Annotated in this window: 16 protein-coding genes, 1 tRNA gene and 1 pseudogene; 16 read left to right on the top strand and 2 right to left on the bottom strand. The window is 38.8% G+C overall.

The window, feature by feature from the left end; genetic code table 11:
- Positions 1-7 precede the first annotated feature (7 nt).
- Positions 8-703 carry a 50S ribosomal protein L1 gene (gene rplA / locus HXT27_RS01310; RefSeq protein WP_075523803.1) on the top strand — a complete coding sequence of 232 codons (696 nt, stop codon included), beginning with the start codon at positions 8-10 and terminating at the stop codon, positions 701-703.
- A 281-nt stretch (positions 704-984) separates the two neighbouring features.
- On the opposite strand, the gene HXT27_RS01305 is transcribed toward rplA, so the two are convergent.
- Both HXT27_RS01305 and HXT27_RS01300 read right to left on the bottom strand, forming a co-directional pair.
- A tRNA-Ala gene (locus HXT27_RS01305) sits at positions 985-1057 on the bottom strand.
- Positions 1058-1150: 93 nt separating this feature from the next.
- A complete protein-coding gene (locus HXT27_RS01300) occupies positions 1151-1831 on the bottom strand; it encodes a DedA family protein (RefSeq protein ID WP_075523320.1) in 681 nt (226 codons plus the stop codon).
- 300 nt (positions 1832-2131) lie between these two features.
- Between HXT27_RS01300 and HXT27_RS01295 the strand changes: the two genes are divergently transcribed.
- From HXT27_RS01295 to HXT27_RS01225, 15 genes and pseudogenes are all read left to right on the top strand, one after another.
- Entirely contained in the window at positions 2132-2800 is a 669-nt protein-coding gene (locus HXT27_RS01295) for a teichoic acid transporter (RefSeq protein WP_103043448.1), read from the top strand.
- Positions 2801-3142: 342 nt separating this feature from the next.
- Entirely contained in the window at positions 3143-3412 is a 270-nt protein-coding gene (gene rpsO / locus HXT27_RS01290) for a 30S ribosomal protein S15 (protein WP_004109774.1), read from the top strand.
- 379 nt (positions 3413-3791) lie between these two features.
- Positions 3792-6620: a polyribonucleotide nucleotidyltransferase gene (locus HXT27_RS01285; protein ID WP_103043449.1), complete on the top strand. Its 2829-nt coding sequence runs from the start codon at positions 3792-3794 to the stop codon at positions 6618-6620.
- A gap of 177 nt (positions 6621-6797) precedes the next feature.
- Positions 6798-7661, top strand: a complete 864-nt coding sequence (locus HXT27_RS01280) for an aldo/keto reductase (protein WP_199172742.1) — start codon at positions 6798-6800, stop codon at positions 7659-7661.
- A gap of 40 nt (positions 7662-7701) precedes the next feature.
- A complete protein-coding gene (locus tag HXT27_RS01275; protein ID WP_075523316.1) occupies positions 7702-8667 on the top strand; it encodes a polyphenol oxidase family protein in 966 nt (321 codons plus the stop codon).
- Between the two features lie 12 nt (positions 8668-8679).
- Positions 8680-9351, top strand: coding sequence for a pyroglutamyl-peptidase I (locus HXT27_RS01270; protein ID WP_103043450.1), 672 nt, complete (start codon positions 8680-8682; stop codon positions 9349-9351).
- A 161-nt stretch (positions 9352-9512) separates the two neighbouring features.
- Entirely contained in the window at positions 9513-11012 is a 1500-nt protein-coding gene (locus HXT27_RS01265) for a cell division protein (RefSeq protein WP_075523314.1), read from the top strand.
- Positions 11013-11227: 215 nt separating this feature from the next.
- A complete protein-coding gene (locus HXT27_RS01260; RefSeq protein ID WP_369803169.1) occupies positions 11228-12532 on the top strand; it encodes a C1 family peptidase in 1305 nt (434 codons plus the stop codon).
- A gap of 485 nt (positions 12533-13017) precedes the next feature.
- Positions 13018-14199 (top strand): 3-deoxy-7-phosphoheptulonate synthase, encoded by a 1182-nt coding sequence (locus HXT27_RS01255; RefSeq protein ID WP_103043452.1) that lies wholly within the window; start codon positions 13018-13020, stop codon positions 14197-14199.
- A 51-nt stretch (positions 14200-14250) separates the two neighbouring features.
- The gene (gene mtnN, locus HXT27_RS01250) at positions 14251-14952 is read left to right on the top strand and encodes a 5'-methylthioadenosine/S-adenosylhomocysteine nucleosidase (RefSeq protein WP_103043453.1); all 702 of its coding nucleotides are present in this window, start codon (positions 14251-14253) and stop codon (positions 14950-14952) included.
- 307 nt (positions 14953-15259) lie between these two features.
- Positions 15260-16471, top strand: a complete 1212-nt coding sequence (locus tag HXT27_RS01245) for a phosphate ABC transporter substrate-binding protein PstS (protein ID WP_369803164.1) — start codon at positions 15260-15262, stop codon at positions 16469-16471.
- An 83-nt stretch (positions 16472-16554) separates the two neighbouring features.
- Positions 16555-17535 (top strand): annotated as a pseudogene (gene pstC / locus HXT27_RS01240) (phosphate ABC transporter permease subunit PstC); the annotation flags it as partial.
- 45 nt (positions 17536-17580) lie between these two features.
- Positions 17581-18666 (top strand): phosphate ABC transporter permease PstA, encoded by a 1086-nt coding sequence (pstA, locus tag HXT27_RS01235; RefSeq protein WP_369803170.1) that lies wholly within the window; start codon positions 17581-17583, stop codon positions 18664-18666.
- 122 nt (positions 18667-18788) lie between these two features.
- The gene (gene pstB / locus HXT27_RS01230) at positions 18789-19568 is read left to right on the top strand and encodes a phosphate ABC transporter ATP-binding protein PstB (RefSeq protein ID WP_103043454.1); all 780 of its coding nucleotides are present in this window, start codon (positions 18789-18791) and stop codon (positions 19566-19568) included.
- Between the two features lie 1131 nt (positions 19569-20699).
- Positions 20700-23957 (top strand): right-handed parallel beta-helix repeat-containing protein, encoded by a 3258-nt coding sequence (locus tag HXT27_RS01225; protein WP_422113179.1) that lies wholly within the window; start codon positions 20700-20702, stop codon positions 23955-23957.
- Positions 23958-24117 lie beyond the last annotated feature (160 nt).

Genomic DNA, 24117 nt, shown 5'->3' with positions numbered 1-24117 from the left:
GGAGAAAATGGTGAAGCGTTCTAAGAAGTATCGTGAAGCGGCTGAGAAAATCGACCGTAATAATCTTTATACTCCAGCTGAGGCTATTGCTTTGTTAAAGAGCATGCCATCTCGTGCTTTCGATGAATCCGTTGAGGCTGTTATGCGTCTTAACGTTGATCCTCGTAAAGCAGATCAGTTGGTTCGTGGTGTTGTAAACTTACCAAATGGCACTGGTAAGACTGCTAAGGTCTTAGTATTTGCTCGTGGTCCAAAGGCTACTGAAGCTCAAGAAGCTGGTGCAGATATCGTTGGTGATGACGAGCTTATCGAAAAGGTTGCCGCAGGCTTCCTTGATTTCGATGCTGTTGTTGCAACTCCAGACATGATGGGTAAGGTTGGCCGCTTGGGTCGTGTTCTCGGTCCTCGTAGCTTAATGCCAAATCCTAAGACTGGTACTGTGACTATGGATGTTGCAAAGGCTGTTGCAGATATTAAGGGTGGAAAGATTGAGTTCCGCGTTGATCGCCAAGGCAATCTTTCGTTCCTCTTTGGTAAGCGTTCGTTTGATGCTAAGGCTCTTGAAGAAAACTTCAAGGTTGTTGCTGATGAAGTTCGTCGTTTGAAGCCAAGCACCATCAAGGGTCGTTATATCACTAAGGTTACAATCACATCTACAATGGCTCCTGGTGTTCCAGTCGACATTGCAAGTATTGCTGCCTGATTTTAAAGCTTAGGTTTTAAGACTTATAAAGCTTTTATGCGCATTGATTTTCATATGTACTTTAAGTACGTTAGGGAAATCAGTGCGCATTTTATTTTCCAAAATCTAATAAAATCTGGGATATTTTGGTGTTATTCTGTAGATATTTTTGGAGCTATTTTGGGAAATAACCCGAAATAACCCTATTTTTGTCTATTTCCAAAATCTAATAAAATGTATTGCTATATACCAAAATATAAAACAAAAAGCCCACTGCGGTGGAATGAATGCAGTGGGCTTCGTGGAGCTAATGGTAATCGAAACCACGACCTCTTCGATGCGAACGAAGCGCTCTACCAACTGAGCTATAGCCCCAAAGTCTTACGACAACTCGACAAGTCTACTACAAAGTAAGTTTAAGCACAATATTTATAGCAGATTTGTGGAATTGGAGTGTTGTTTTTGGCTTTAACTTTCTTGATTTTTCTTTGCTTTGCGTGCTGCATGCGCTTTATATAATCCAATGAATGTTGGTATAAGCGACATTAACAAGATTGCAACGATTACTAGTTCAAAATTATTTTGAACAAACGGTATATTCCCGAAGAAATATCCTAATAATGTAAATAGTGAAGACCATGTTATGCCTCCTATAACTGAAAATGGAGTGAAACGAGTCCACTTCATTCCAGAAATTCCCGAAATAAAAGGCATGAACGTACGAATAAATGGGAAAAATCGTCCTAAAAATACTGCTGCAGGACCCCACTTATCTATCATTTTTTCTGTTTTTTCAATTCTTTCAGGAGTAAGAGCCTTAACTATTCCTGATTCAATGATTTTTTTGCCGAAGAAGTGACCAATTAAATAATTGCATTGATCGCCAATAATTGGAGCAAGCCATACAACAGCAAGCAATAATGGCAAAGGTAGCGCGCTGTGACCGGTTTGCGCGTCTGGAGCAGCGAAGAATCCGGATGCAAATAATAGCGAATCGCCTGGTAAGAATGGGAAAAATACTACGCCTGTTTCTATAAAAATAACTAAGAATATCAATCCTAATGCTGGAGCTATGCCCATAGCAATCCATCCAGCTATTGCTGAGCGCGGATCTTTTAGTAAGTTGATAATAAAGTGAATAAATCCCATAAAAATCCTGTCGTTGGCTGCAACGGGTGAATAAACGTTGCATTGTCAATAAACTCGGATTACTAATTATATTGCAATGCTTCAACTTGTTGTTTTAGCTGTTTTAGTTGTTTTAGTTTTTCAAGTTGTTTTAGTTATGTGGTGCTGTTTTAGTTATGTGTTGTTGTTTTAGTTATGTGTTGTTGTTTAATTTTAACGACATCTTGAGTTTAGTTAAATAAAATGATTAAAATAAAACTAAACATGTAAGTAAAATATTTGTAAGTTTGGGTTGGAAATGCAAAAGGAGTTTTGCGAAGCATGAAATCCGATGTGAATAGTGATGAAAAATCTAAGTCTGATTCTGAAAATTATACTATTTCCAGTTCAGTGGATTTATCAAAATCAGATGACGAACTTTCTATGGCGGATATTTCTCGAAAAAATGCGAATCCTGTTAGTTTTGTGTCGTATGCAATTGTTTTACTTATTGCAATTATTTTTCCGTATTGGGCTGGACGAACTCTCGCTGCTCAAAGTACAACTTGGGTTATAAATCATACATCTTTTCTTTCTCCTATTGGAGTTTTGTTTATTTCGTGGATTATAACTGTATCTTTATTTACTTGCATAGCTATGGCTGTTATTGAGCCAAAACAATGGATTTGGAGATGCGCTCTGATTGTATTTTTGGCATTTGAACAGTTTATTGCTGGATTGTGTTTATTGCGTTTAAGTTTTTGGTATTCAACTCATGTTGTCTATGGATCTGCAGCTTCACTAGCTAATGCTGCTAATTTAGGAATTATTTCTGCAGGTTTGTCTGTTGCTGTGTTTGCTATATTATTTGTAGGCTTGCTTGTAGTTGTTCCTAAAAAATCAAAATTGAATGTATTTACTCGAAGCTGGGCATCGTTTATTCTGTTCTTTACTATTGAAGTTATTGCAATAATAATAGTAATTTTTGGCGGTTTTATGACTGCTATGTAAGTTTTATTCTTACATATACGTAAGTTTTGTGTTTATCGTATTTTCGTAAATTTATTTGTATTATATGATTCTTGTAATTCTTTCGTATGCGTGTGTTGTGTAGCTTGTTTAGCTTTATTACTTTTTGTTTATCTTTACCTTTATTACTTATAGTTTTAGTTTGTTTTAGTTCGTTTTATCTAGGTACTAAATTTATAAGATTTTATATATATTTTCTATATGTTGCATTGTACTTTTGTTCTAGCGTGTCTGTAATATAGAGGTTTGGCGTGTAACGCCCGCGGATTCACAAGCGCTACAGCAAAGGTTGTAGCACCGCGCAGTGATTATAAGGAGGACGCCGTGGCATTAACGGCTGAAGATAAGAAGAATATCATCAATGAATACGCGACGCACGAGGGTGACACGGGTTCCCCAGAGGTGCAGGTTGCTTTGCTTAGCAAGCGTATTGCTGACCTCACTGAGCATTTGAAAGAGCACAAGCACGATCATCATTCTCGTCGTGGTTTGTTGCTTATGGTTGGTGATCGTCGTCGTCTTCTTGATTACTTGAAGCGCGTTGACATCAATCGCTATCGTTCTTTGATTGAGCGACTCGGATTACGTCGATAGTCTTGTGACCCAGGTGTTATTATGCCTGGGTCTTTTATTTGATTTCTGTGATTTGTTTAGTATTGTTCCGTTTGTTAAGATTTTTGATTTGTTAAGATAAAATTTGTGAATTCGTTAAGATGAATAAGATGAAATAACTTGTGATGATTCGCGATGACTTGTGATTACTCGTGATTTTGGGGATATTTAAGATTTATAACTGAAGATTTAAAACATAATTGAATACGGATGATTGAAGTAACCGAAACAAAAAACACTACGAAATATTGGCGCATAATATTCAAGCATTGTGAAATTTGTACAGATAGCAACAATACGAAGTCGCCAATGTTACTACGCATGTTGGTTGGTTAGGTAAGTTAAAGAAAAGGAGGAACCCGTGGAGGGTCCCGAAATTAAGGCTGTAGAAGCCGTTATTGATAATGGTTCATTTGGTAAGCGTACGTTACGCTTTGAAACTGGTCGCCTTGCACAGCAAGCTGATGGAGCTGTGGCGGCATATTTGGATGATGATTCCATGATTTTGTCTACGACGACTGCAGGATCTAGTCCAAAAGAAAACTATGATTTCTTCCCTCTAACTGTTGATGTGGAAGAAAAGATGTATGCTGCTGGCAAAATTCCAGGATCTTTCTTCCGCCGTGAAGGACGTCCTTCAAATGAAGCAACTTTGGCATGCAGGATTATAGATCGCCCATTGCGTCCATTATTCCCACATACTCTACGTAATGAAGTTCAGGTTGTTGAAACAATTTTGGCAATAAATCCTGACGATGCATACGATGTAATCGCATTGAATGCTGCATCTGCATCTACTATGATTTCTGGTTTGCCATTTGAAGGTCCAGTTTCTGGTGTTCGTTTGGCGCTGATTGACGGTCAGTGGGTTGCGTTCCCACGTTGGAGTGAGCGTGAGCGTGCTGTTTTCGAGATTGTTGTTGCAGGTCGAGTGATTGAAAATGGCGATGTAGCTATTGCAATGATTGAAGCAGGTGCCGGTAAGAACGCTTGGACTTTGATTTACGATGAAGGTCAAACTAAGCCTGATGAGGAAGTTGTTGCTGGTGGTTTGGAAGCTGCTAAGCCTTTTATTAAAGTAATTTGCGATGCTCAAAATGAGTTGAAGCGTATTGCATCTAAGGAAACTAAGGAATTCCAGCTTTTCCCAGAGTATACTGATGAGCTTTATTCTCGCATTGATGAGATTGCTCATAAAGATTTGGACGAAGCTCTTTCTATTGCTGAAAAATTGCCTCGTCAAGAGCGCATTGAGCAAATCAAGGAAGGCGTTCGCACAACTCTTGCTGAAGAGTTCACTGATATGGATGATGCTGAGAAAGAAAAAGAACTTGGCAATGCGTTCAAGGAATTGCAACGTCAAATTGTTCGCCGCCGTATCTTAACTCAAGATTATCGTATTGACGGTCGCGGCTTACGTGATATTCGTACTCTTAGTGCTGAAGTTGATATCGTACCTCGCGTTCATGGTTCTGCATTATTCCAACGTGGTGAAACTCAGATTTTGGGTGTAACTACTTTGAACATGTTGAAGATGGAGCAGCAGGTTGATGCGCTTTCTGGCCCACAAACCAAGCGATACATGCATAATTATGAAATGCCTCCATATTCCACTGGTGAAACTGGTCGCGTTGGTTCTCCAAAGCGCCGTGAAATTGGTCATGGTGCGTTAGCAGAAAAGGCTTTAGTTCCAGTTCTTCCAACTCGTGATGAGTTCCCATACGCTATTCGTCAGGTTTCTGAGGCTATTGGATCTAATGGTTCAACGTCTATGGGTTCTGTTTGCGCTTCCACGCTTTCCTTACTAGCTGCAGGAGTTCCTTTGAAAGCTCCAGTTGCAGGTATTGCTATGGGCTTAGTTTCTGGAGATGTTGATGGAAAGCATATTTTCAAAACATTAACAGATATTTTGGGTGCAGAAGATGCTTTTGGCGATATGGATTTCAAGGTAGCTGGTACTTCTGAATTTATTACTGCTTTGCAACTTGATACCAAGCTTGATGGTATTCCAGCTGATATTTTGGCTTCTGCTTTACAGCAAGCTCATGAAGCTCGTGCAACTATTCTTGAAGTTATTAACGAGTGCATTGATTGCCCAGCAGAAATGAGTCCATTTGCTCCTCGTATTATTACAACAACAATTCCTGTTGATAAGATTGGCGAAGTAATTGGCCCTAAGGGTAAGATGATTAACCAGATTCAGGAAGAAACTGGCGCTGAGATTGCAATTGAAGATGATGGTACTGTCTATATTTCTTCTGAAGGCGGTGAAGCTGCTGCTAAAGCTAAAGAAATCATTGATTCTATTGCAAACCCTCGTATTCCAAAAGCTGGTGAAACCTTTACAGGTAAAGTTGTTAAAACTACAAGTTTTGGTGCGTTTGTTAATTTAACTCCTGGAACTGATGGATTATTGCATATTTCTCAAGTTCGCAATTTGGCAAATGGTTCTCGAATCGACACTGTTGAAGATGTGCTTAAAGAAGGCGATAACGTTGAGGTTATAGTGCAGAGCGTAGATGAGCGCGGCAAGATTTCCTTGGCTATCCCAGGCTATGAGGATCAAGAAACTTCTGCGCCGTCTCCTCGTGAGAATCGTGGGCGTTCATCTAGAGATGATCGCGAAAATCGTGGTGATTCTCGTGGAGATTATCGCGCTACTCGTTCTCGTGCTTCGCGTGAGGATCGTGAGGATCGCGAGGATCGTCCGCGCCGCCGAGTATCTCGCGAGGATTTAGACGATCGTGAGAATCGCGAAAATCGTGAGAATCGTTATAGCGATCGTGATAGTAGATATGATGATCGTGATTCTAGAGATGCGCGAGATAGTCGCCGCGATAGTAGATATGATGAGAGCGATTTTGAGGATCGTCCGCGCCGCCGCGCGCCTCGCGAGGATCATGATGATTTAGATTCTAGAGATGCGCGCGATAGCCGTGATTCTAGAGATAATCGTGATAATCGCGACAATCGTCGTGATAACCGCGAAGAAGATCGTGATTCGCGTTATGCAAATCGCTCTGATCGCACGAATCGCCGTGTTTCAATGGATCGTAGATCACCAGAACGCAATCCTCGCTATGCTGCTGACGATAATCATTATGATGAATATCGTTCATCTCGCGAGAATCGCACTGAGCGTCCGCGCCGTAGAGTGCGCCGCGATTTTGATCCGTTTGATGAAGACTAATCTCATTTAACGAAGACTAATCTCATAAAACTTATAAAATTTTAGATTTTAAAATCTAAAGTTATGAAATGCCTTCAAGCTTTTTGCGCTTGGAGGCATTTGTTATTTCGCGAATAGTTATTACTTACAATTATTATTACAACTAATACTTATCATTTATAAACATGGGGTGCAGATATGCTTATGAATCGCGCAATAGGCTCTTTTAATACAACAGCTATTGGTTTTGGTGAGATGCCTCTTACGATTGAAAATAATCTTGGTCACAATATGGGCATTGAAACTATTCATGCTGCTCTTGATGCAGGTTGTACGCATATTGATACTGCATGGGCATACTATTGTTCAGGAGGAGAAGAGCAAACTGGTGAAAAACTTGTGCGCGAAGCTTTAAGCACGTGGAATGGTGATAAATCTTCTATTTTAGTTGCAACGAAAGTTGGACATTTTCGTAATTTCACTGAAGGACGTCCAACGTGGGGTAAAGATGGTAATCCTGAACATTTAATACTTCGAGCTAAAGAATCTGCTATGGCTCTTGGCGTAGATACAATTGATTTACTTTATTTTCATAGACCAGATCCGTGTGTTCCATACAATGAGTCAATTGAAGCTATGAAGCAGCTTTTAGATGAAGGAGTTGCTAAAGAAATAGGTATATCAAATGCGTCTGTTGAGCAAATTGATATTGCTCGCAGCATTCTTGGCAAAAAGCTTGTTGCAGTTCAAAATCAATATTCTCCAGTTCATCTAGAAAATGAAGATACTTTGAAATATTGCGAAAAACTCGGTATTGCTTTCGTTTGTTGGAGTCCTTTAGGAGGATTTCGTCATCCATATGACGATCATCTTTTTGATCCTTTCCGTAAAGTTGGTGAAGCTCACAAAGTAAGTTATCAGCAGGTTGTTTTGGCATGGGAGCTTGCAAAAGGAAATCATGTGTTCGTGATACCGGGAGCGCATCGTCCTGCAACGATTTTGGATAGTTTGAAAGCTTCGCAATTGCGATTAAGCGATGAAGAATTAGCTTATTTATCTTAATAGAAGAATTAGCTTATTTATCTTAAAAGAAAGCAGAAAAATGCAAGAAACTAGTGTAACTGGTATGCCTATTGCTCAAGTTGACGATGAAGGTATACCAATTCCTGTAACTATTCCGATTGTTTTAGGTGAGCGCACTCGTGCTGTTTTTACAACGCGATTGGGTGGTGTTTCTGAAGGTGATTTTGCGTCATTAAATCTTGGTGGTCGTGGCGGAGATAATCCTGAAGCTATTTTTAGTAATCGTTTTGCGTTACGCAGGACTTTGCAAGCTGACTTGTGTTTGGTTAGTCAAGTTCATGGGAAAGAAGTTTTTGATTCTGATAATATAATAAATTCGTTTAACACGAATTATGGGTTTGATGCTACAGGTTTTGCGGATTTAAAATTAAAAATTGATGCAGATGCACAAGTTTCTACTTTAAGTTCTCTAGCTTTAGGTATGTTTGCAGCAGATTGTTTGCCTGTTTTGCTTGCAGATGATTATGCTGGTGTGATTGCTGCAGCTCATTGTGGAAGAAAAGGTCTTATGGCTGGTGTGCTTGAGGCTACTATTGATGCTATGTGCAAAAAGGGTGCTGATCTCGCGCGCATAACAGCAGTTTTAGGCCCTTGCATTTGTGCAAATTGTTATGAAGTTGGCAATGATATTGCTCGCGATTTTGAGCGTAGATATCCGCAAACAGTTTCACGCACTAGATTTGGTGGAGTTGGTATTGATATTGCTGAAGCTGCACGTATAGATTTAGCTCTTGCTGGTGTTTCTAATATTGTTGATTCTTTGCCTAGAGTTGACGCTGCAACAAAATATTTATCTGAAGATGTTGAATTAAAAGAAATTTGTGATTCTGATTGTGAAGGATCTTCTTTGGAAGAAAGATTGAAGACTCTTGATAATCCTCTTTGCACTTTTGAAAATCCGCTTTGGTATTCTCATCGCCGTGCAGTTGTTTCTGGCAAATCTCACGAAGGAAGATTGCTTGCGCTTATAATCAAAGACAAGTAGAAGGCTAAAATTATGCAACAAATAAACATAGTGATTTCTGGATTTGGGCCTTATGCGGATCTTGAAATAAATCCTTCTTTTGAAGTCCCGAGTGCGCTATCAAAAATGGAAAGTGATCAATTTTCTATTTCAAGTGATGTGAATATAAAAGTAACGTCTGTGATGCTTCCAATAAGTTTTGCTAATTCTTGGCCTGAATTATTAGAAACAATCGAGAAAGAGAATGCGAATATTGTGATTTCGACAGGTGTAAAACATTCTGCTCGTGGAGTGCAATTAGAGCGTTGCGCAACGAATATGATGGATACAAAAATGCCTGATGTTGATAATCGCCGTCCTCAGCGTATGTCTATTGTTGAGAACGGTCCAGCTGCTTATTGGACTCGTTTGCCATTGCGCATGATTTTGAATGATTTTGCTCGTGAGGGTATTGCATCTACTTTAAGTTCTGATGCTGGGACTTACGTATGTAATTCACTTTTCTACAGATTATTAAACTGGTCTACTAATAATTACGATAGGAAATTGTTAGCTGGATTCGTTAGTTTTCCTCCTGTTGTTGCATCTCATGATGCTCGTCATGGTTTACCTTTGCAATTGCAAATTAAAGCTGGTCAAGATATTGTAAGTGAAGCTGTGAAATATTATTTGAAACCTTCGTCTTTAAACATGCTACTTGAGTAGTTTATTGAAGATGTATACAGAGAAGAATAAAAGATATTTTTCTAAAATACGTAGTGCGCGACACGCCCGAGTCTTTTGTGCTAGTAAGTGATAGCGTTAGTGCTGATATATGCGTGCGCAGCTTAGCATGTTGCGCTATGTTGGTTTGTGAAAGGAATGCCATGGTGGATCGATTTTCCGTTGCTTTACGCGGATACGACAAAGAAGAAGTAAATAAAGCTATCGCAAACTATGAGCGCACGGTAGCACGTTTGCGAGAACAAGTACGTTCTAGTGATGAATCTATTTTGCAACTTCAAGCACAATTGCAAGAAGAAAAGAATAATGTTAAGCGTGCAAAAAATGGTAGTACTTTTGCTTCTCTAGGTGCTAATGCTCAGCAATTATTGGCTTCTGCAGAACAAACAAGTGCTCAATTATTAGAGCGTGCTAAACAGGATGCTGCATCTATTAAAAAGAATGCTCGTGCTCAAGCTGGAACTTTATTAAATAATGCAAAATTAGATGCTGAGCATTTGTTACAGGAATCGCAAACTAAAGCAGATACTTTACTTTCAAATGCGACTAAAAAATCTGAACAGATGTTGAACGCTGCTAAAGAGGATTCTGAAAGACTTCGTTCTTCTGCTCAAAGGGATGTTGACGCTCAACGCGATTCAACAACTTTGGAATTAAATAATGCTCGAGAAGAACATAATAAGAAGATGGCTTCTGAATTATCTCAGCAGGAGCGAAATATTGCTGAAATGAAAGCAGAGGCTGCTAAGGCAATAGCTCAACAGCGTTCAGCTGCAAATGAAGAGATTGCGCACGCTAAAGCTGAAACTAATGATCAAATTGAAACTGCTCTTTCTGAAGCAAATAAAAAGTTAGCTGATATGCGAGAGCGTGCTTCAAAAATGATGGCTGAAGCTCAGCGTAAAGCTGGAGAGATTACTGATGCTGCTAGCGCTAAAGCACAAGAAATTGCTGATGCGGCTCAAGTAGAGCGAACTAAGACTATGAGTCAAGTTAGTGCAGAAGTTGAGCAGATTCGCGCTGATATTGCTCAACAGCAAGATGAGGCAACTAAAAAGGTGGATGCTTTACTTTTGGGTTTGAAAGATCGGCAGAGAGCTGCGCAAGAAGAAGCTGATGCGTTAATTGCTCGTGCAAAATCTATTCATCAAGATGCAGATGATTATGCTGCTCAAACTCATAAGTCTGCAGATGAGCAAGCTGCACAAATAGTTAGAAAAGCTATGAAAGAAGCAACTGAACAAGTTGAAGAGCGTAGGGGTGCTGCTCAGCAGGAGCTAGATGGCATGACTGCTAGATTGAATCAATTGCAGCATCGTGAAGCTACTATTACGCAGCGTGTTACAGAATTGCGCTCGCTATTTACTAACGCTTTTGCAGGTTTTGATTTTGGAGATTCAAAGCAGCAAAATTCTGATGATGAGTCTACGAATTTGAATGATAGTTTTGAAAGTTTAGATGAGTCTGCAGGTAATTCTTTGGCTGATTCTGTAGAAGGTTCAGCTGATGTGCATAATTCTGGTGTGAACGCTGAAGTGGACTCTGATGCTCAGCGTGAAGTTCGGCGTGATGCTCAGCGTGAGGTTCAGGCTGCTCTTGCTGAATCAGCTGAATCATCTGAATCAGAAGATTCGCGAGAGTAAGTTTGCTCTTGAGTCTGGCTGATCATTATAGTGCTAGTTGATATTAGCTTTATATGGTTGATGTTGTTTTATGCTAGCGCTTACTTGTGTTTTTAAGAAAACAATTTAACAATTAAACAATTTAACAATTAAACAATTTAGATAATTAAATAGTTAGAAAATTAGATAATTAGAAAGGTTAGAAATTGGTTGCTCTTACTTCTTTAACTAGTGAGATGTTACAGGATTTGCGTGAGGATTTTGATAATAATCCTTTGAATCGCTTGGCAATGAACAGTGTTACTGCTGCTGGTATTGATAAAGTTGCATTAAATTATGATAGATCTCGTCTTTTGCAGCGCCGTTTTTCAACAATTGTAGATAATGCAGATGCAAGGCATCAGGATCATTCTGGTCGTTGCTGGTTGTTTAGTTCTTTGAATGTTGCGCGTTTTGTTGCTAAGAAATCGTTGAAAGTTAAAGATTTTGAGTTTTCTCAGAATTACGCTATGTATTATGACAAGCTTGAAAGAGTAAATTATTTCCTTAATGATGTTGCTACTCTTGTGCGTGCTGGCGAGCCAAATGATTCTCGTTTGTTGCAACATTTGCTTCACGATGTTATGGGCGATGGCGGTCAGTGGACTATGGCTATGAACGTCTATAAGAAGTATGGCGCTGTTCCTAAAGATTTGTATCCAGAAACTGAGTCTTCTAAAGACACTGATTCTATGAATACTCAGTTGCGTAAGTTGTTACATACTGCAGTTGCGCATATGTATGCAAATTCTGCTGATATTGATGACATTATTTCAAATACTGTTGCAGCAGGGCATAGGATTTTGACGATTCATTTAGGTCAGCCACCAAAGAGTTTTGATTGGGAGTGGACTGATGAGGATGGAAACTTCCATAGAGATGGCGAGATTACTCCTGTTGAGTTTTGGAAGAAATATGTTACTGCTGGTTTAGAGGATTATGTGTGCTTAGTGGACGATCCTCGTGCAGAACATCCTAAGGGTAAGAAGATTGCTATTGAGCACTTGGGTAATGTTGCTGGTGGGGATGCTACAGAGTATTTGAATGTTCCAAATCAATTTATGAAAGATTGTGTGAGGAAGATTCTTGTTGAGCAGGGTATTCCTGTTTGGTTTGGTGCAGATTGCCATCCTATGATGGATCGCGTTAATGGTGCTTGGGCTACTGACTTATTTGAATATGATCGTGTTTATGGCGTTGATTTTGATTTAAATAAGGAAGAGCGCGTGCGTTTTGCTGATTCTGCTATGAATCATGCTATGGCTTTTGCTGGCGTTGATGTTGCTGATGATGGAACAACTACTCGCCGTTGGCGTGTTGAGAACTCTTGGGGAGCGGATATTGCGGATAAGGGTTACTTCACTATGAGCGATGATTGGTTTAGTGAGTATGTGTATGAAGTTGCAGTGCCTAAGTCGCTTTTGCCGGAAGAATATCGCAAAGCACTTCAAGAGCCAGCAATTGTTTTACCGGCATGGGATCCAATGGGCGCATTAGCATAGCTTGAAATCATTAGGATTTCAAGCTAACCTAATGCGCCGCGCTCACTATTGTGAAAAGCACGGTGTGCTTTTCGCGTGAGCGCGCCGGTACGCGTTCTTAAAACGCGTACCGGCCACATTAAGTTGGTGTTTTGGTTTGGTTCGCGATGTTGTATTGGTTGGGAGCTTTGGCTTAGGCTAATTTCATAGGGAAATTAGCCTACTCCAAAGCTCTGAGCCGCTTAGTGCAGAAGCACGGTGTGCTTCCGCTGCGGCGAAAATGCTCGCGCGCTTAGACCGCGCGAGCATAGTGGCTTAACGCGAAGTTGCATAATGCGCTTCGTGTTACTCTAAAGCTCTGAGCCGCTTAGTGCAGAAGCACGGTGTGCTTTTCGCGTGAGCGCGGCGGTACGCGTTCTTAAAACGCGTGCCGACCACATTAAGTCGGTGGACTTACAACGCAAGCTCGGACTATGCCGAGTGGGTTTTTATTAGGATGGTTGTAAATGGAATCTACTTTTGAGAAACGTAACGCACTTGCTGTTAAGAAGGCTGTTGAAGAGGAGAAAGATCCATTTAATTCTACTAAATTCATGCGTTGGGAAGATAGAGTTGGTGTAGATCGCATTATTAACCGCCGTGTACTAGAGCTTGAACCGTTGCCAACTCCTGCACAAGTTCTTGGAGAATTGCCATTATCTAAATGTGCACAAGATATTGTTGCTCAATCGCGTGATGAGATTCGAAGCTGCTTGAATGGCGATGATGATCGTTTGCTTGTAATTGTTGGACCTTGTTCTGTGCATGATCCTAAGGCGGCGCTTGATTATGCTGAGCGTTTATCTAAACTTCGTAAGAAGCTTGAAAATGAGCTTTTAATAGTTATGCGAGTGTATTTTGAAAAGCCTCGTACGGCTCTTGGTTGGAAGGGTTTGATTAACGATCCAGATATTGATGGCACTCACGATATTCATAAAGGTTTGCTTTTAGCTCGCCGCACTTTACTTGGAGTTTTGGATGCTGGTTTGGCTGCAGCAACGGAGTTTTTAGAGCCAACTAGTCCACAGTTTATTGCTGATGCTGTAAGTTGGGGAGCAATAGGTGCAAGGAATACTGAGTCGCAGATTCATCGTCAGCTTGCTAGTGGTCTTTCTATGCCTGTTGGTTTTAAGAATGCTACTGATGGATCAGTTGTTGCTGCTGTAAATGGTTGTTTGGCTGCAAGTCAGCGTCATACTTTCTTTGGTATTGACCATCTTGGTAGGGCTTGTGCTGTTCAAACTCTTGGTAATCCTGATTGTCACGTTGTTTTACGTGGATCTAGTAAAGGTCCAAATTATGATGCTGCTTGCGTTGCTGCTGCAGTTGCATCTGTTCGATTAAGGCTTGGTACAAGTTGCATGGCTTCTAACGGTGTTGTGGTTGATTGTTCTCATGGAAATTCTGGTAAGGATGAGCATCGTCAAATTGAGGTTGTTCGTGAGATTGCTAAGCGTTTGGCTGAAGGTGAGCAGGGTATTAAAGGCGTTATGATGGAGAGTTTCTTAAAAGGTGGTAATCAAGATCCTGCTCCTCTTAGTGAGCTTGAATACGGCAAGTCTATTACTGATCGTTGTATTTCTTGGGAAGATACTGCTGCTTTGCTTAATACTCTTGCTTCATCTGTATCTTCTCGCCGTAAATTGTAATCAAATATTTTGTTGAAAAATCATCAAGCTCAATGTAAAGGGAATAATTTTATGCATAATGTCGAAAGAGTTGCTGTTGTTTGCGCTTTAGAAGAGGAAATTTCACATATCGCTAGTGAACTTAATGATGTAACTCATAAGAATTTTGCTAGTCTTGATGTATCTCAAGGGCAGCTTTTTAGTGTAAATCAAAGAAAAATTGATGTGGTTGCTACTGTTGGCGGAATGGGTTTAGTAAATGCTGCTGCAACTGTGCAATATCTTATTGACACTTATAATCCTCAAGCTGTAATTTTTTCTGGTATTGCTGGAAATCTTAATAAAAATTTACATACAAATGATGTTGTACTTGGGCAAACATTAAAATATTTAGATACAGATATGCGTTTGATAGGTCAATGGAAACCTTTTACGAGCGAGTTCCATTCTGATGATTATTTGTTGCAAGTAGCTAATCAAGTGCTTAATAAAATGGGAATTACGCATATTTCGGGAACTATTGCTTCTGGTGGATATTTTGTTGATACTCCTTCAAAAGTTGCGGAAGTAATTGAAAAAACTCATGCAGATGCTGTTGAAATGGAAGGAGCTGCTGTACTTCATGTAGCAGCGCGTAATGATGTTCCAGCATTGATTGTGCGAGCAATGAGTGATAACGCGGATACAGAATACGAAACTTTCCATACTTTTGATATTTCAGAATATGCAGATACTGCTGCAAAAATTACAGTTAATATTATTCGTAATTTGTGATTTATGTTCGTATTGAAAATATATAGCTTTAATTGTTATATAAACGTTCGCCAGTAACTTTTCGACACGCCGTATTGGTTGCCGACTCCTTTCTTGTGCAAGTATTGAAATTCGTAGTGCTAAATGCCGTCACTTTTTGCAGTATACGTATTTTTGCCGGTTAGGTTTAACCCACCTATTTATGATGATTGCGTTAATAAAAAAAGATAGGGTAAGTTAAGAAAATGCGCTCAATTCGCAATACGGCTATAGGAACGCGAAAGTGTGGTGGAGCGCAAGGCAATTCTTCGCGAAAGGAAAGAAGAATATGCGTAAAAATATGAACGAAATGAATATAATCAAGTTAATTCCAACAAAATTAAGTACTACAAAGCTAAGTACTACAAAATTAAGTACAAATAAAAGCATATTTAAGTTTCGCGCTGCTGCTGTAGCAGCGCTTACATTTGGCTTGTGCGCAACGTGCGCTGCTTGCGGAGATAACGTTCCTGCAGATAACACATCCGCATCCGGGTCTACTAACACTAAAATTTCTGGAAATTTCCAAGGATCTGGAGCATCCTCTCAACAAGTTGCTGTGGAAGCTTGGATTGCAGGATTCCAAGCGAAAAATCCTGAAGCTAAAATCGCATATAATCCAACTGGTTCTGGCGCAGGAGTTACAACTTTTATGACTGGCGCTACAGCTTGGGCTGGATCAGATAAATTCTTAAGTAATGATGAAGTAAAGCAATCTAAATCAGTGTGTGCAAATGGAACTACTGCTTTCGATGTGCCTGTATATGTATCTCCTATTGCAATAGCATTTAATCTAAAAGGTGTTTCAGATGCAGGCAAGCATATTAACATGGATGCTTCTACGATAGCTAAAATTTTCGATGGGAAAATCACAAGTTGGGATGATGATGCTATTAAATCTCAAAATCCAGATATTTCTCTTCCGAATAAAGCTATTACTGTTGTACATCGTTCAGATAAGTCTGGCACAACTCAGAATTTCTTAAGCTACATAAAAGATGCAGCACCAAATGATTGGAAATATGACCTTTCTGAAAATTGGCCTAATAGCGTAGGTCAAGGAGCAAAAGGCACTTCTGGAGTAGTTTCAACAATACGTATGGCAGATGGAGCAATTGGATACGCTGATTTCTCTCAAGTAGGCAAATTAGGAACAGTTGCTGTGAAAGTTGCAGATACTTACAGTGCGATTTCAGCTGAAGGAGCATCTGCTACTCTTTCTGATTCTGATGTAGATACAGAAGCATTTGGTAAAAATCGCGTAGTTGTTAAAATAAATCATTTAACTAAAAAGCAAGGAGCTTATCCTATACTTCTTGTGTCTTATGACATTGCTTGCAATGCGTACAAAGACAAATCTACAGCGAAGTTTGTGAAATCATGGTTAAGTTATGTAGTTAGCAATGAAGGTCAGAATGCTGCCAGAAGTGCATCTGGTAGCGCGCCACTTCCACAAGCTATTGTAGGTAAAGTAAACGCATCAATTCAATCTATTAAATGATAATTGTTATAAAGCTAGAACATAGCTGAAAAAGCTAGAACATGTCTGATATTATTAAGACATTATCTGTAAAAGGAGCATGAGTGAGTTCTACGATGAATGTAGTTGCGGATGCGGATTCAAACAAGCAAGGTTTTTCGCGTAATCGTAGTATGCATACTTTAGATCACATATTTAAGTATGTTGCTTGTATTTGCGGTATTTTGATTTTGTTGATACTTGCAGCTGTAGCTATATTCTTGCTATTTCGTGCAACTCCTTTGATTTTTGCAGATCGAAATCAACTTTCTAGCGTTTATGCGGATTTTACTGGGGGGAAATCACATAACTTCTTAAGTTATGTGATTCCTCTCATCTTCGGAACTGTTTTAATGTCTGCACTTGCTTTATGCTTTGCATTCTTTGTAGCTATTGGTATTGCGCTTTTCATATCTCATTACGCGCCTAAAAAAATCGTTCCTTTTCTAAGCTCAGTAGTGGATTTATTGGCTGCAATACCATCAGTTATTTATGGTTTATGGGGCGGGCTAGTTCTTGTTCCTGCTATGTACCCATTTTGGGATTGGATTTCGCGATTTTTGTCTTGGATTCCTTTATTTGCTGGTCCTGTTGCAAATCCTTCTAGGTGTGCTGCAACGGTTAGTCTTGTGCTTGCAGTAATGATTCTGCCAATTATAACTTCTATGGCTCGCGATATTTTCCAACAAGCTCCTCGTTTGCAACAAGAGGGTGCGCTCGCGCTAGGTGCTACAAAGTGGGAGATGATAAAGCTTGCAGTTTTGCCGTTTGCTAAATCTGGTATTGTTTCTGCTTCAATGCTAGGTCTTGGACGTGCTCTTGGTGAAACAATGGCAGTTTTGATGATTCTTTCTCCGGGATTTACTTTCGGAATCAATATTTTCAAGGCATCTCAAAATCAGACTATTGCTGCTAATATTGCAGCTCAATATCCTGAAGCAAATGGTTTAGGTGTGAGTGCGTTAATTGGCACAGGTCTTGTATTATTTGTTATTTCGTTTGTTGTAAATTTTGTTGCTAGAAAAATTGCTGGTAATACTAGCGCGAATCGACTAAATATATTTGCTAAATTTAAAAAGTTTGTTAAATCTATAAAATCAAAGAAACCTAATCAAGTTTCTTCGTCTGTTTCGTCTGTTTCGTCTGTTTCGTCTGTTTCGTCTGTTTCGTCTGATTTAGTTTCTTCTGTTTCGGTTTCTTCTGATGTTTCTTCGTCTTCAACAAGCCCAGTTATAGATTTTGATAAATTTAGCCCAACTAGATCATATATTGCATCGCGTAAGCGCAAAGATTTTTTGATGCATGTGTTGATTTTTCTATCTTTTATTGTTGCAATTATTCCTTTGGCATCATTGCTTTTAACAACAATCATCCATGGTATTAAACGATTTAACATAGATTTTTTGACTCATAATATGACTTATGTAGTTGGTGGAAATGCAACTGGCACAGGCGGTTATGGCGGAATTTTGCATGCTATTATTGGCACGCTTGAAATAACGCTTGGTGCTATGGTTATTTCAATTCCAATTGGCTTAATGTGTGCTGTTTATTTGATTGAATATGCTAATGGGAGAAGAATTGCACGTATAATTAACTTGATGGTTGATGTTATGAGCGGCATACCTTCTATCGTTGCAGGCTTATTTGCATTTTCTATGTTTGCTATTCTTTTAGGTCCTGGAACTATAAATGGTTTTGAAGGTTCAGTTGCACTTTCTATTCTTATGATTCCAACTGTTGTGAAGTCTGCTCAGGAAATGCTAAAAATTGTTCCTAATGATCTGCGTGAAGCTTCGTTAGCTTTAGGAGTAACAAAACAACGTACTATTACTAAAGTGGTTTTGCGTACAGCGTTGCCGGGAATTGTATCAGGATGCATTTTAGCTGTTGCGCGTGTAATTGGTGAAACAGCGCCACTTTTGATGGCTTCTGGATTTATTGCATCAACTAATTTTAATTTGTTTGAAGGTCAGATGACTACTTTGCCTGTATATGTTTATCAAGAGTATTCAAAGCTTTCTGCGAATTGCCCAGCTAATGCTCCTGATTCATGCGTAACTACTATTCCAATGGAACGCGCTTGGTCTGCTGCTCTAGCTTTGATTGTGATCGTGTTATTGCTAAATATTATTGGTAGGGTAGTTGCTCGAGTGTTTTCAGTTAAAGCAAAATAGATTGAAATAGAGAAAAATAGATTGATTAGATTGAAATAGAGCAAAATAGAAATACAGAAGACGAAATAAGACGTAACAAGACTAAATAAGACGTAACAAATTTTTAGAAAGCGAGGATCGTAATGGGTCAGCGGATTGATGTGAAAAATTTGAACATCTATTATGGTGATTTTCTTGCTGTAGAGGATGTAAACATAAGCATTGAGCCTAATAAAGTTACGGCTTTTATAGGTCCTTCTGGCTGCGGAAAGTCTACTGTTTTACGAACTCTTGACAGAATGCATGAGATTACTCCTGGAGCGCGCGTAGAAGGTCAGGTCTTACTTGAAGGACGTGACTTATATGCTAAAGATGTTGATCCTGTAGCTGTGCGTAGAGATGTTGGAATGGTTTTTCAGCGCCCGAATCCTTTTCCAACTATGTCTATTCGTGAAAATGTTCTTGCTGGCGTTCGCTTGAATAATCGTAAAATTTCTAAGCAAGATGCTGATGATCTTGTTGAATGGGCTTTGCGTGGAGCGAACTTATGGAATGAAGTTAAGGATCGCTTAGATAAGCCTGGTATTGGTCTTTCTGGTGGTCAACAGCAGCGACTTTGCATTGCTAGAGCTGTTGCTGTGCATCCGCAAGTATTGCTTATGGATGAGCCATGCTCCGCACTGGATCCTATTTCTACTCTAGCTGTGGAAGATTTGATTAACGAGCTTAAAAATGATTACACGATTGTGATTGTAACTCACAATATGCAGCAGGCTGCTCGTGTTGCTGATTACACAGCATTCTTTAACTTGAAAGCTGTTGGCAAGCCGGGTCATTTAGAGTATTTTGCAGACACGACTACTATGTTTAATAATCCGCGTAATGCTGAAGCTGAGCGTTATATTTCCGGTCGTTTTGGGTGATTTTTACATTGCTCTAAGAGAAACTCCGAGAGCTCAGCCCATTTGATAGGCAAATCCCGTAAATGAACCTATAGGATTGTTTACAACGTATTCTTTGCTATTAGTTAGGCAGAGATTTAAGATTTTTCGCACATGTTTTTTCCATATGTGTGTATTTCTACATACTAGTGAGTAATGGCTGTTACTTGTCTCACAGACGTTACGCTTTTATGAGGTACATTGTCATTATGCTTGTGTTACTAGTTTTTAGATTTTTAATTTAAATTTTTATTCCCAATAGGATTGGATTATGTTGTAGTTTATTTAGAATCGCTCCACTTTTATATTGTTCGACCAAGCAACACCCATCCCTCACTAGTATTTTATGTGTGAATTTATTTGCCAGACGCGCTTTGCTATTAGTTAGGCAGAGATTTAAGATTTTTCGCCCTGAATGAGATCTTTAGTGCCATTTTTTATCGCGCACGCACTAACAGTTCGACACTTCGCTGGCGAGGAAGTCCACTGGACTTCCCCTCTGTGCCAGCTCACTCATCGAAGGAGCTTAAAGCGCACCATGCAGCTTTAATCTCAGTCGATTCGCAGCCCGATGGTGATTCATCGAATGAAGAAGAAAAATCGAAAAATCTCGGTGATTAACCGAAGGTTAAAAGACTAAACATGCAAAGAGATCTAGGAGTTTCTCTTAGAGCAATGTAAAAATCTTGCGATGAGAGAAACTCCGAGAGCTCAGCTCATTTGATAGGAAAATCCTGTAAATAAATCTATAAGATTGTTTACAAAATAAGCATAAATTCATATTGTATTAGAGAAATCGTGATGTTATAGTTAAACTGAAATTGTTAATTATATTTACTAATATAATAGTATTCCGTTTATGTTGGCAAGGTTGCTTGCAGATACGGTATAACAATATCAATTAAAAAATAATAATTACATAAATATAACTTCAAAAAATATTCTATTGATAGATGTGAGTAAAGGCGTTCATTATCGATCAATAGAGTCACGTAAATAATTGTTTTTCTATTGAAGAAGGACTATAGAATATGAGTGTTATAAATCTAAAGCGAGCGTTAGCTGCTGTATGTTGTACATGTGTTGTAGGCACTTTTTTCACCAATATTGCAGTTGGTCAAGAAACTGAGTTGGGGGGGGGGTGTTGTAGGTCGTAGCTTTTATGTTTCTAGTGAAGAAGGAAATGATAATAATACAGGAACTACTGCTGATAAACCTCTTAAAACATTAAATAAAATAAATGAAATTATGAAGGATTTTAAGCCTGGAGATAAGATTCTTCTAAAAAGAGGTTCTAAATTTAATAATCAATCTTTACATATTAAGGATATATCTGGTGCTGAAAATAAGCCTATAACTTTTATGGATTATGGAGATCCATCTAAGCCTGCTCCGCTTATTGCTGCAAACGGTGTAAAAGATAGTCAGTGGCATCAGGATTATAAAGCACTAATTGGTGGAAGTCCTCATAAACATAAGGGTGATGTTTCGTCAACTATTCTCATTAAGGATTCTTCTTATATTACTGTGAAGAATTTAGAAATCACGAATGACGACAAGGATGTTTATGATCCAGTTAAAACATGGAAATGGACTGAGCAGGCTGATTCTGACGGTACAAAATTAGATAGAAGTCAAAATCGTATGGATAGGACTGGCATTGCTGGTATTGCTGAAAATGGTACTACTATGAGTAATGTCAGTATTGAGAATTGCTATATTCATGACGTTGATGGCAATATTTACAACAAGCATATGGCAAATGGCGGTATATATTTTATGGCTCATTTGCCAAAATATCGTCAGAGTGCAGCCGATGATGCATATTTACAAAATCATGTATCGCGTTTTGATCATATTTCAATAAAAAATAATAGAGTTGAAGACGTAGATAGATGGGGTATCGCAGTAGGTTACACTTCGTATTTGAATTATATTGATAACTCACGCAATTGGAATAACGATTTTGATTACTCTAATGGCGCTGGTGGAGCTATTAAGGATTCTGTAATTGCTAAATATGGTCAAACTAATGTTGTAATTGAAAATAATTTTGTATATGGCGCTGGTGGTGATGCTATTACAGTAATGTATTGTGATCGTCCACTCGTTAAAGGAAATGTATCTTCTAAGGTTGCTAAGCATATTAACACTCAAGATTATTTAACTTCTTCTGGAAGAACTGCTGCTGCTATTTGGCCTTGGAGATGCAAGAATGCATTGTTTGAGTATAACGAAGCTTATGAAACATTGAACGCTGATCACGGTAATGGTGATGGTCAGCCTTGGGATGCTGATTTTGGTGATGGCACTCTTTACCAATATAACTATTCGCAAAATAATACTTTTGCTACTTTAATGGTTTGTAATTATTTTGCTATTAACACTACATTCAGATACAACATTGCTGTAGGAGATAATGGCGCAATTGATTTACCAACAACTTATAGCACTGCGCATATTTACAACAATACGTTTATATTGCGTAAAGGTGTGAAAGTTTTGACGGACCGAACTAATGGCCCAGGTCTTATGGAAAATAATATTTTTGCTAGCGTTGATGAAAATAACGGTTCTCTTAGCAATGCTATAACAAAAAATGCTCAATGGAATAGAAATAATCGACAAGTATATAAGAATAATTTGTATATAAATTATGAATCAACTCCTAGAAGCGATACAAAAGCTTTGAAGGCAGATGATATTCGAAAAGTATTCAAATCTAACGTAATTGGCATAAAAGATTTTAATAAGAATGGCAAAATTTATTCTCGTCAAGGCGATAATAATGCTTTTGCTAATTATCTACTTGCTAAGGGATCTCCAGCAATAAATTCCGGTACAGTAATTCATGATCTTAATGGTTTTAATTTTGAGCATGATTTCTTTGGATCTAAGATCGTATCTAACCCAGATATTGGTTGTGCTGAAAGTGACGTTAAGGCTATTTCTATTAAAAATATTGACTTTGAAACAGGTAATGAAAATGGTAATAAGACCATTTATGTGCCTATAGGTAAAAAGCTTACTACAAATGTATGCGATCTTTTATCTATGATAAAAGTTGGAAGCGAAACTAAAATGCAAGTTTTGCGTAGTGGTTCTGTACTAAAACCTTCTGCAAATGTGTTAGAAGGCGATATTGTACGATTTTCTCTTGAGGGAGATAATTCTTCTGATTCTGCTTTCATTGATTATGTAATTAAGCCTAAGATGACTTGGGATTGGGTTCGTGAATATCAAGATGATCATCAAGGACCTATTTGGCATGGTCAGAAACAGGATGGTGACAGTGGAACTTGGGAGGATTTGAAATCTAAGGATCCGCAGTATCCTAACTGGCTTTTTGACAGTTATTATGGACCTGGAATAGATTATCCAAATCGTAACTATCCTGAAAATAGAAAAGATATACATGGCTTGCTAAGTGATTCACCTGGTAGTGCTGGTGGTGTTGCAATTGCATGGCTTGCTCCAAAGAGCGGAAAGATTCGCTTTACTATTAAAGAGAATGAGCCGTATTTGCGTCAGAAAGGCAATAATGGCAAAGCAATAACATTGTCTTTAATGATAAACAATGAAGTTTTGTATAGTGCTAAACTCTCAGAGTCTTTGAAAGTTTCGCAAGAGTTTGCTAACGCTGTTAAAAGTCATGGTTTATTGGATGTAAAGCGCGGTGATTGGATTCGTGTTGTTGCAACAGCTGAATCTGATATGTCTCGTCCGTCTTTGCATGTAAGTCCTGTTTTTGAGTATGTGGATGAAGCTAGTGATGTTCATGATTCTGAGTGTGTAGCTAAACATGAATCTGATCCAGTAAATCCTTCTACTCCGGTTGAGCCTGTTAAGCCTGTTGCTCCAGCACCTACATCCGTGAATGCTCTTGCTCCTTCTAGTGTTGATGGTCTTAATCCTGAATTGAAAGGTAAGCTTACTATTGGTGCGAAGAATGTAGCGTACGCTAATGCTGTCAATAGAGTTATTGCGAATATTTCTAATGAGGAGTTTATTTCTCATTTGAAGGCTGATGGTTTTGTGTATGCTTATGCATATATTTATTCATCTCCTCGTTTGCTTAAGGACGCTAGTGGAGCTGATCGTGTGAAGGTTTATATGCTTAATGGCAAACCTCAATTTGATGCATTGTTCCCTGCTGGTTATTCTGGTAAGCATACGGTTGCTCTTATTGATGAGAATGGTAATCAGCTTGGTTGGACGAATATTACCGTTGAAAGTAAGGTTTCGTCTAATAAGTTACCTAATACTGTTGTAAGTAAGTTACCTAATACTGGCGTAAGTGCGCTCTTAACTGTTTTTGTTGCTAGCATTTTAGCTTATGCTGGTGCGCTCTTGCGAAATTCTCAAAAGTAGGCTGTTGCTTATTTTAGAAGTATTGTAATTTATTTGGTCTTTGCATGCTATTGTATGCAAAGACCTTTTTTTTTTACATAAAAATCTAAAATCGCGAGCAAATCTTAGGTCAGCACTTACGAGTATTGTCTAAGACGTTCGGTGTTCAAAGGTTTCGCAA

Origin of the sequence: Gardnerella bivia (assembly GCF_049262715.1) — a bacterium.
In the GTDB taxonomy this organism is placed as follows: domain Bacteria; phylum Actinomycetota; class Actinomycetes; order Actinomycetales; family Bifidobacteriaceae; genus Bifidobacterium; species Bifidobacterium vaginale_A.
The sequence above is the reverse complement of the archived record's forward strand: the minus strand, read 5'-3'. Positions and strand labels throughout refer to the sequence as shown.

What these genes read in the sequence shown, in the direction of transcription:
- rplA (WP_075523803.1), top strand. Translation starts at nt 8, where the DNA reads ATGGTGAAGCGTTCTAAGAAGTATCGTGAAGCGGCTGAGAAAATCGAC.
- HXT27_RS01300 (WP_075523320.1), bottom strand. Translation starts at nt 1,831, where the DNA reads ATGGGATTTATTCACTTTATTATCAACTTACTAAAAGATCCGCGCTCA.
- HXT27_RS01295 (WP_103043448.1), top strand. Translation starts at nt 2,132, where the DNA reads ATGAAATCCGATGTGAATAGTGATGAAAAATCTAAGTCTGATTCTGAA.
- HXT27_RS01280 (WP_199172742.1), top strand. Translation starts at nt 6,798, where the DNA reads ATGCTTATGAATCGCGCAATAGGCTCTTTTAATACAACAGCTATTGGT.
- HXT27_RS01275 (WP_075523316.1), top strand. Translation starts at nt 7,702, where the DNA reads ATGCAAGAAACTAGTGTAACTGGTATGCCTATTGCTCAAGTTGACGAT.
- HXT27_RS01270 (WP_103043450.1), top strand. Translation starts at nt 8,680, where the DNA reads ATGCAACAAATAAACATAGTGATTTCTGGATTTGGGCCTTATGCGGAT.
- HXT27_RS01265 (WP_075523314.1), top strand. Translation starts at nt 9,513, where the DNA reads ATGGTGGATCGATTTTCCGTTGCTTTACGCGGATACGACAAAGAAGAA.
- HXT27_RS01260 (WP_369803169.1), top strand. Translation starts at nt 11,228, where the DNA reads ATGTTACAGGATTTGCGTGAGGATTTTGATAATAATCCTTTGAATCGC.
- HXT27_RS01255 (WP_103043452.1), top strand. Translation starts at nt 13,018, where the DNA reads ATGGAATCTACTTTTGAGAAACGTAACGCACTTGCTGTTAAGAAGGCT.
- mtnN (WP_103043453.1), top strand. Translation starts at nt 14,251, where the DNA reads ATGCATAATGTCGAAAGAGTTGCTGTTGTTTGCGCTTTAGAAGAGGAA.
- HXT27_RS01245 (WP_369803164.1), top strand. Translation starts at nt 15,260, where the DNA reads ATGCGTAAAAATATGAACGAAATGAATATAATCAAGTTAATTCCAACA.
- pstB (WP_103043454.1), top strand. Translation starts at nt 18,789, where the DNA reads ATGGGTCAGCGGATTGATGTGAAAAATTTGAACATCTATTATGGTGAT.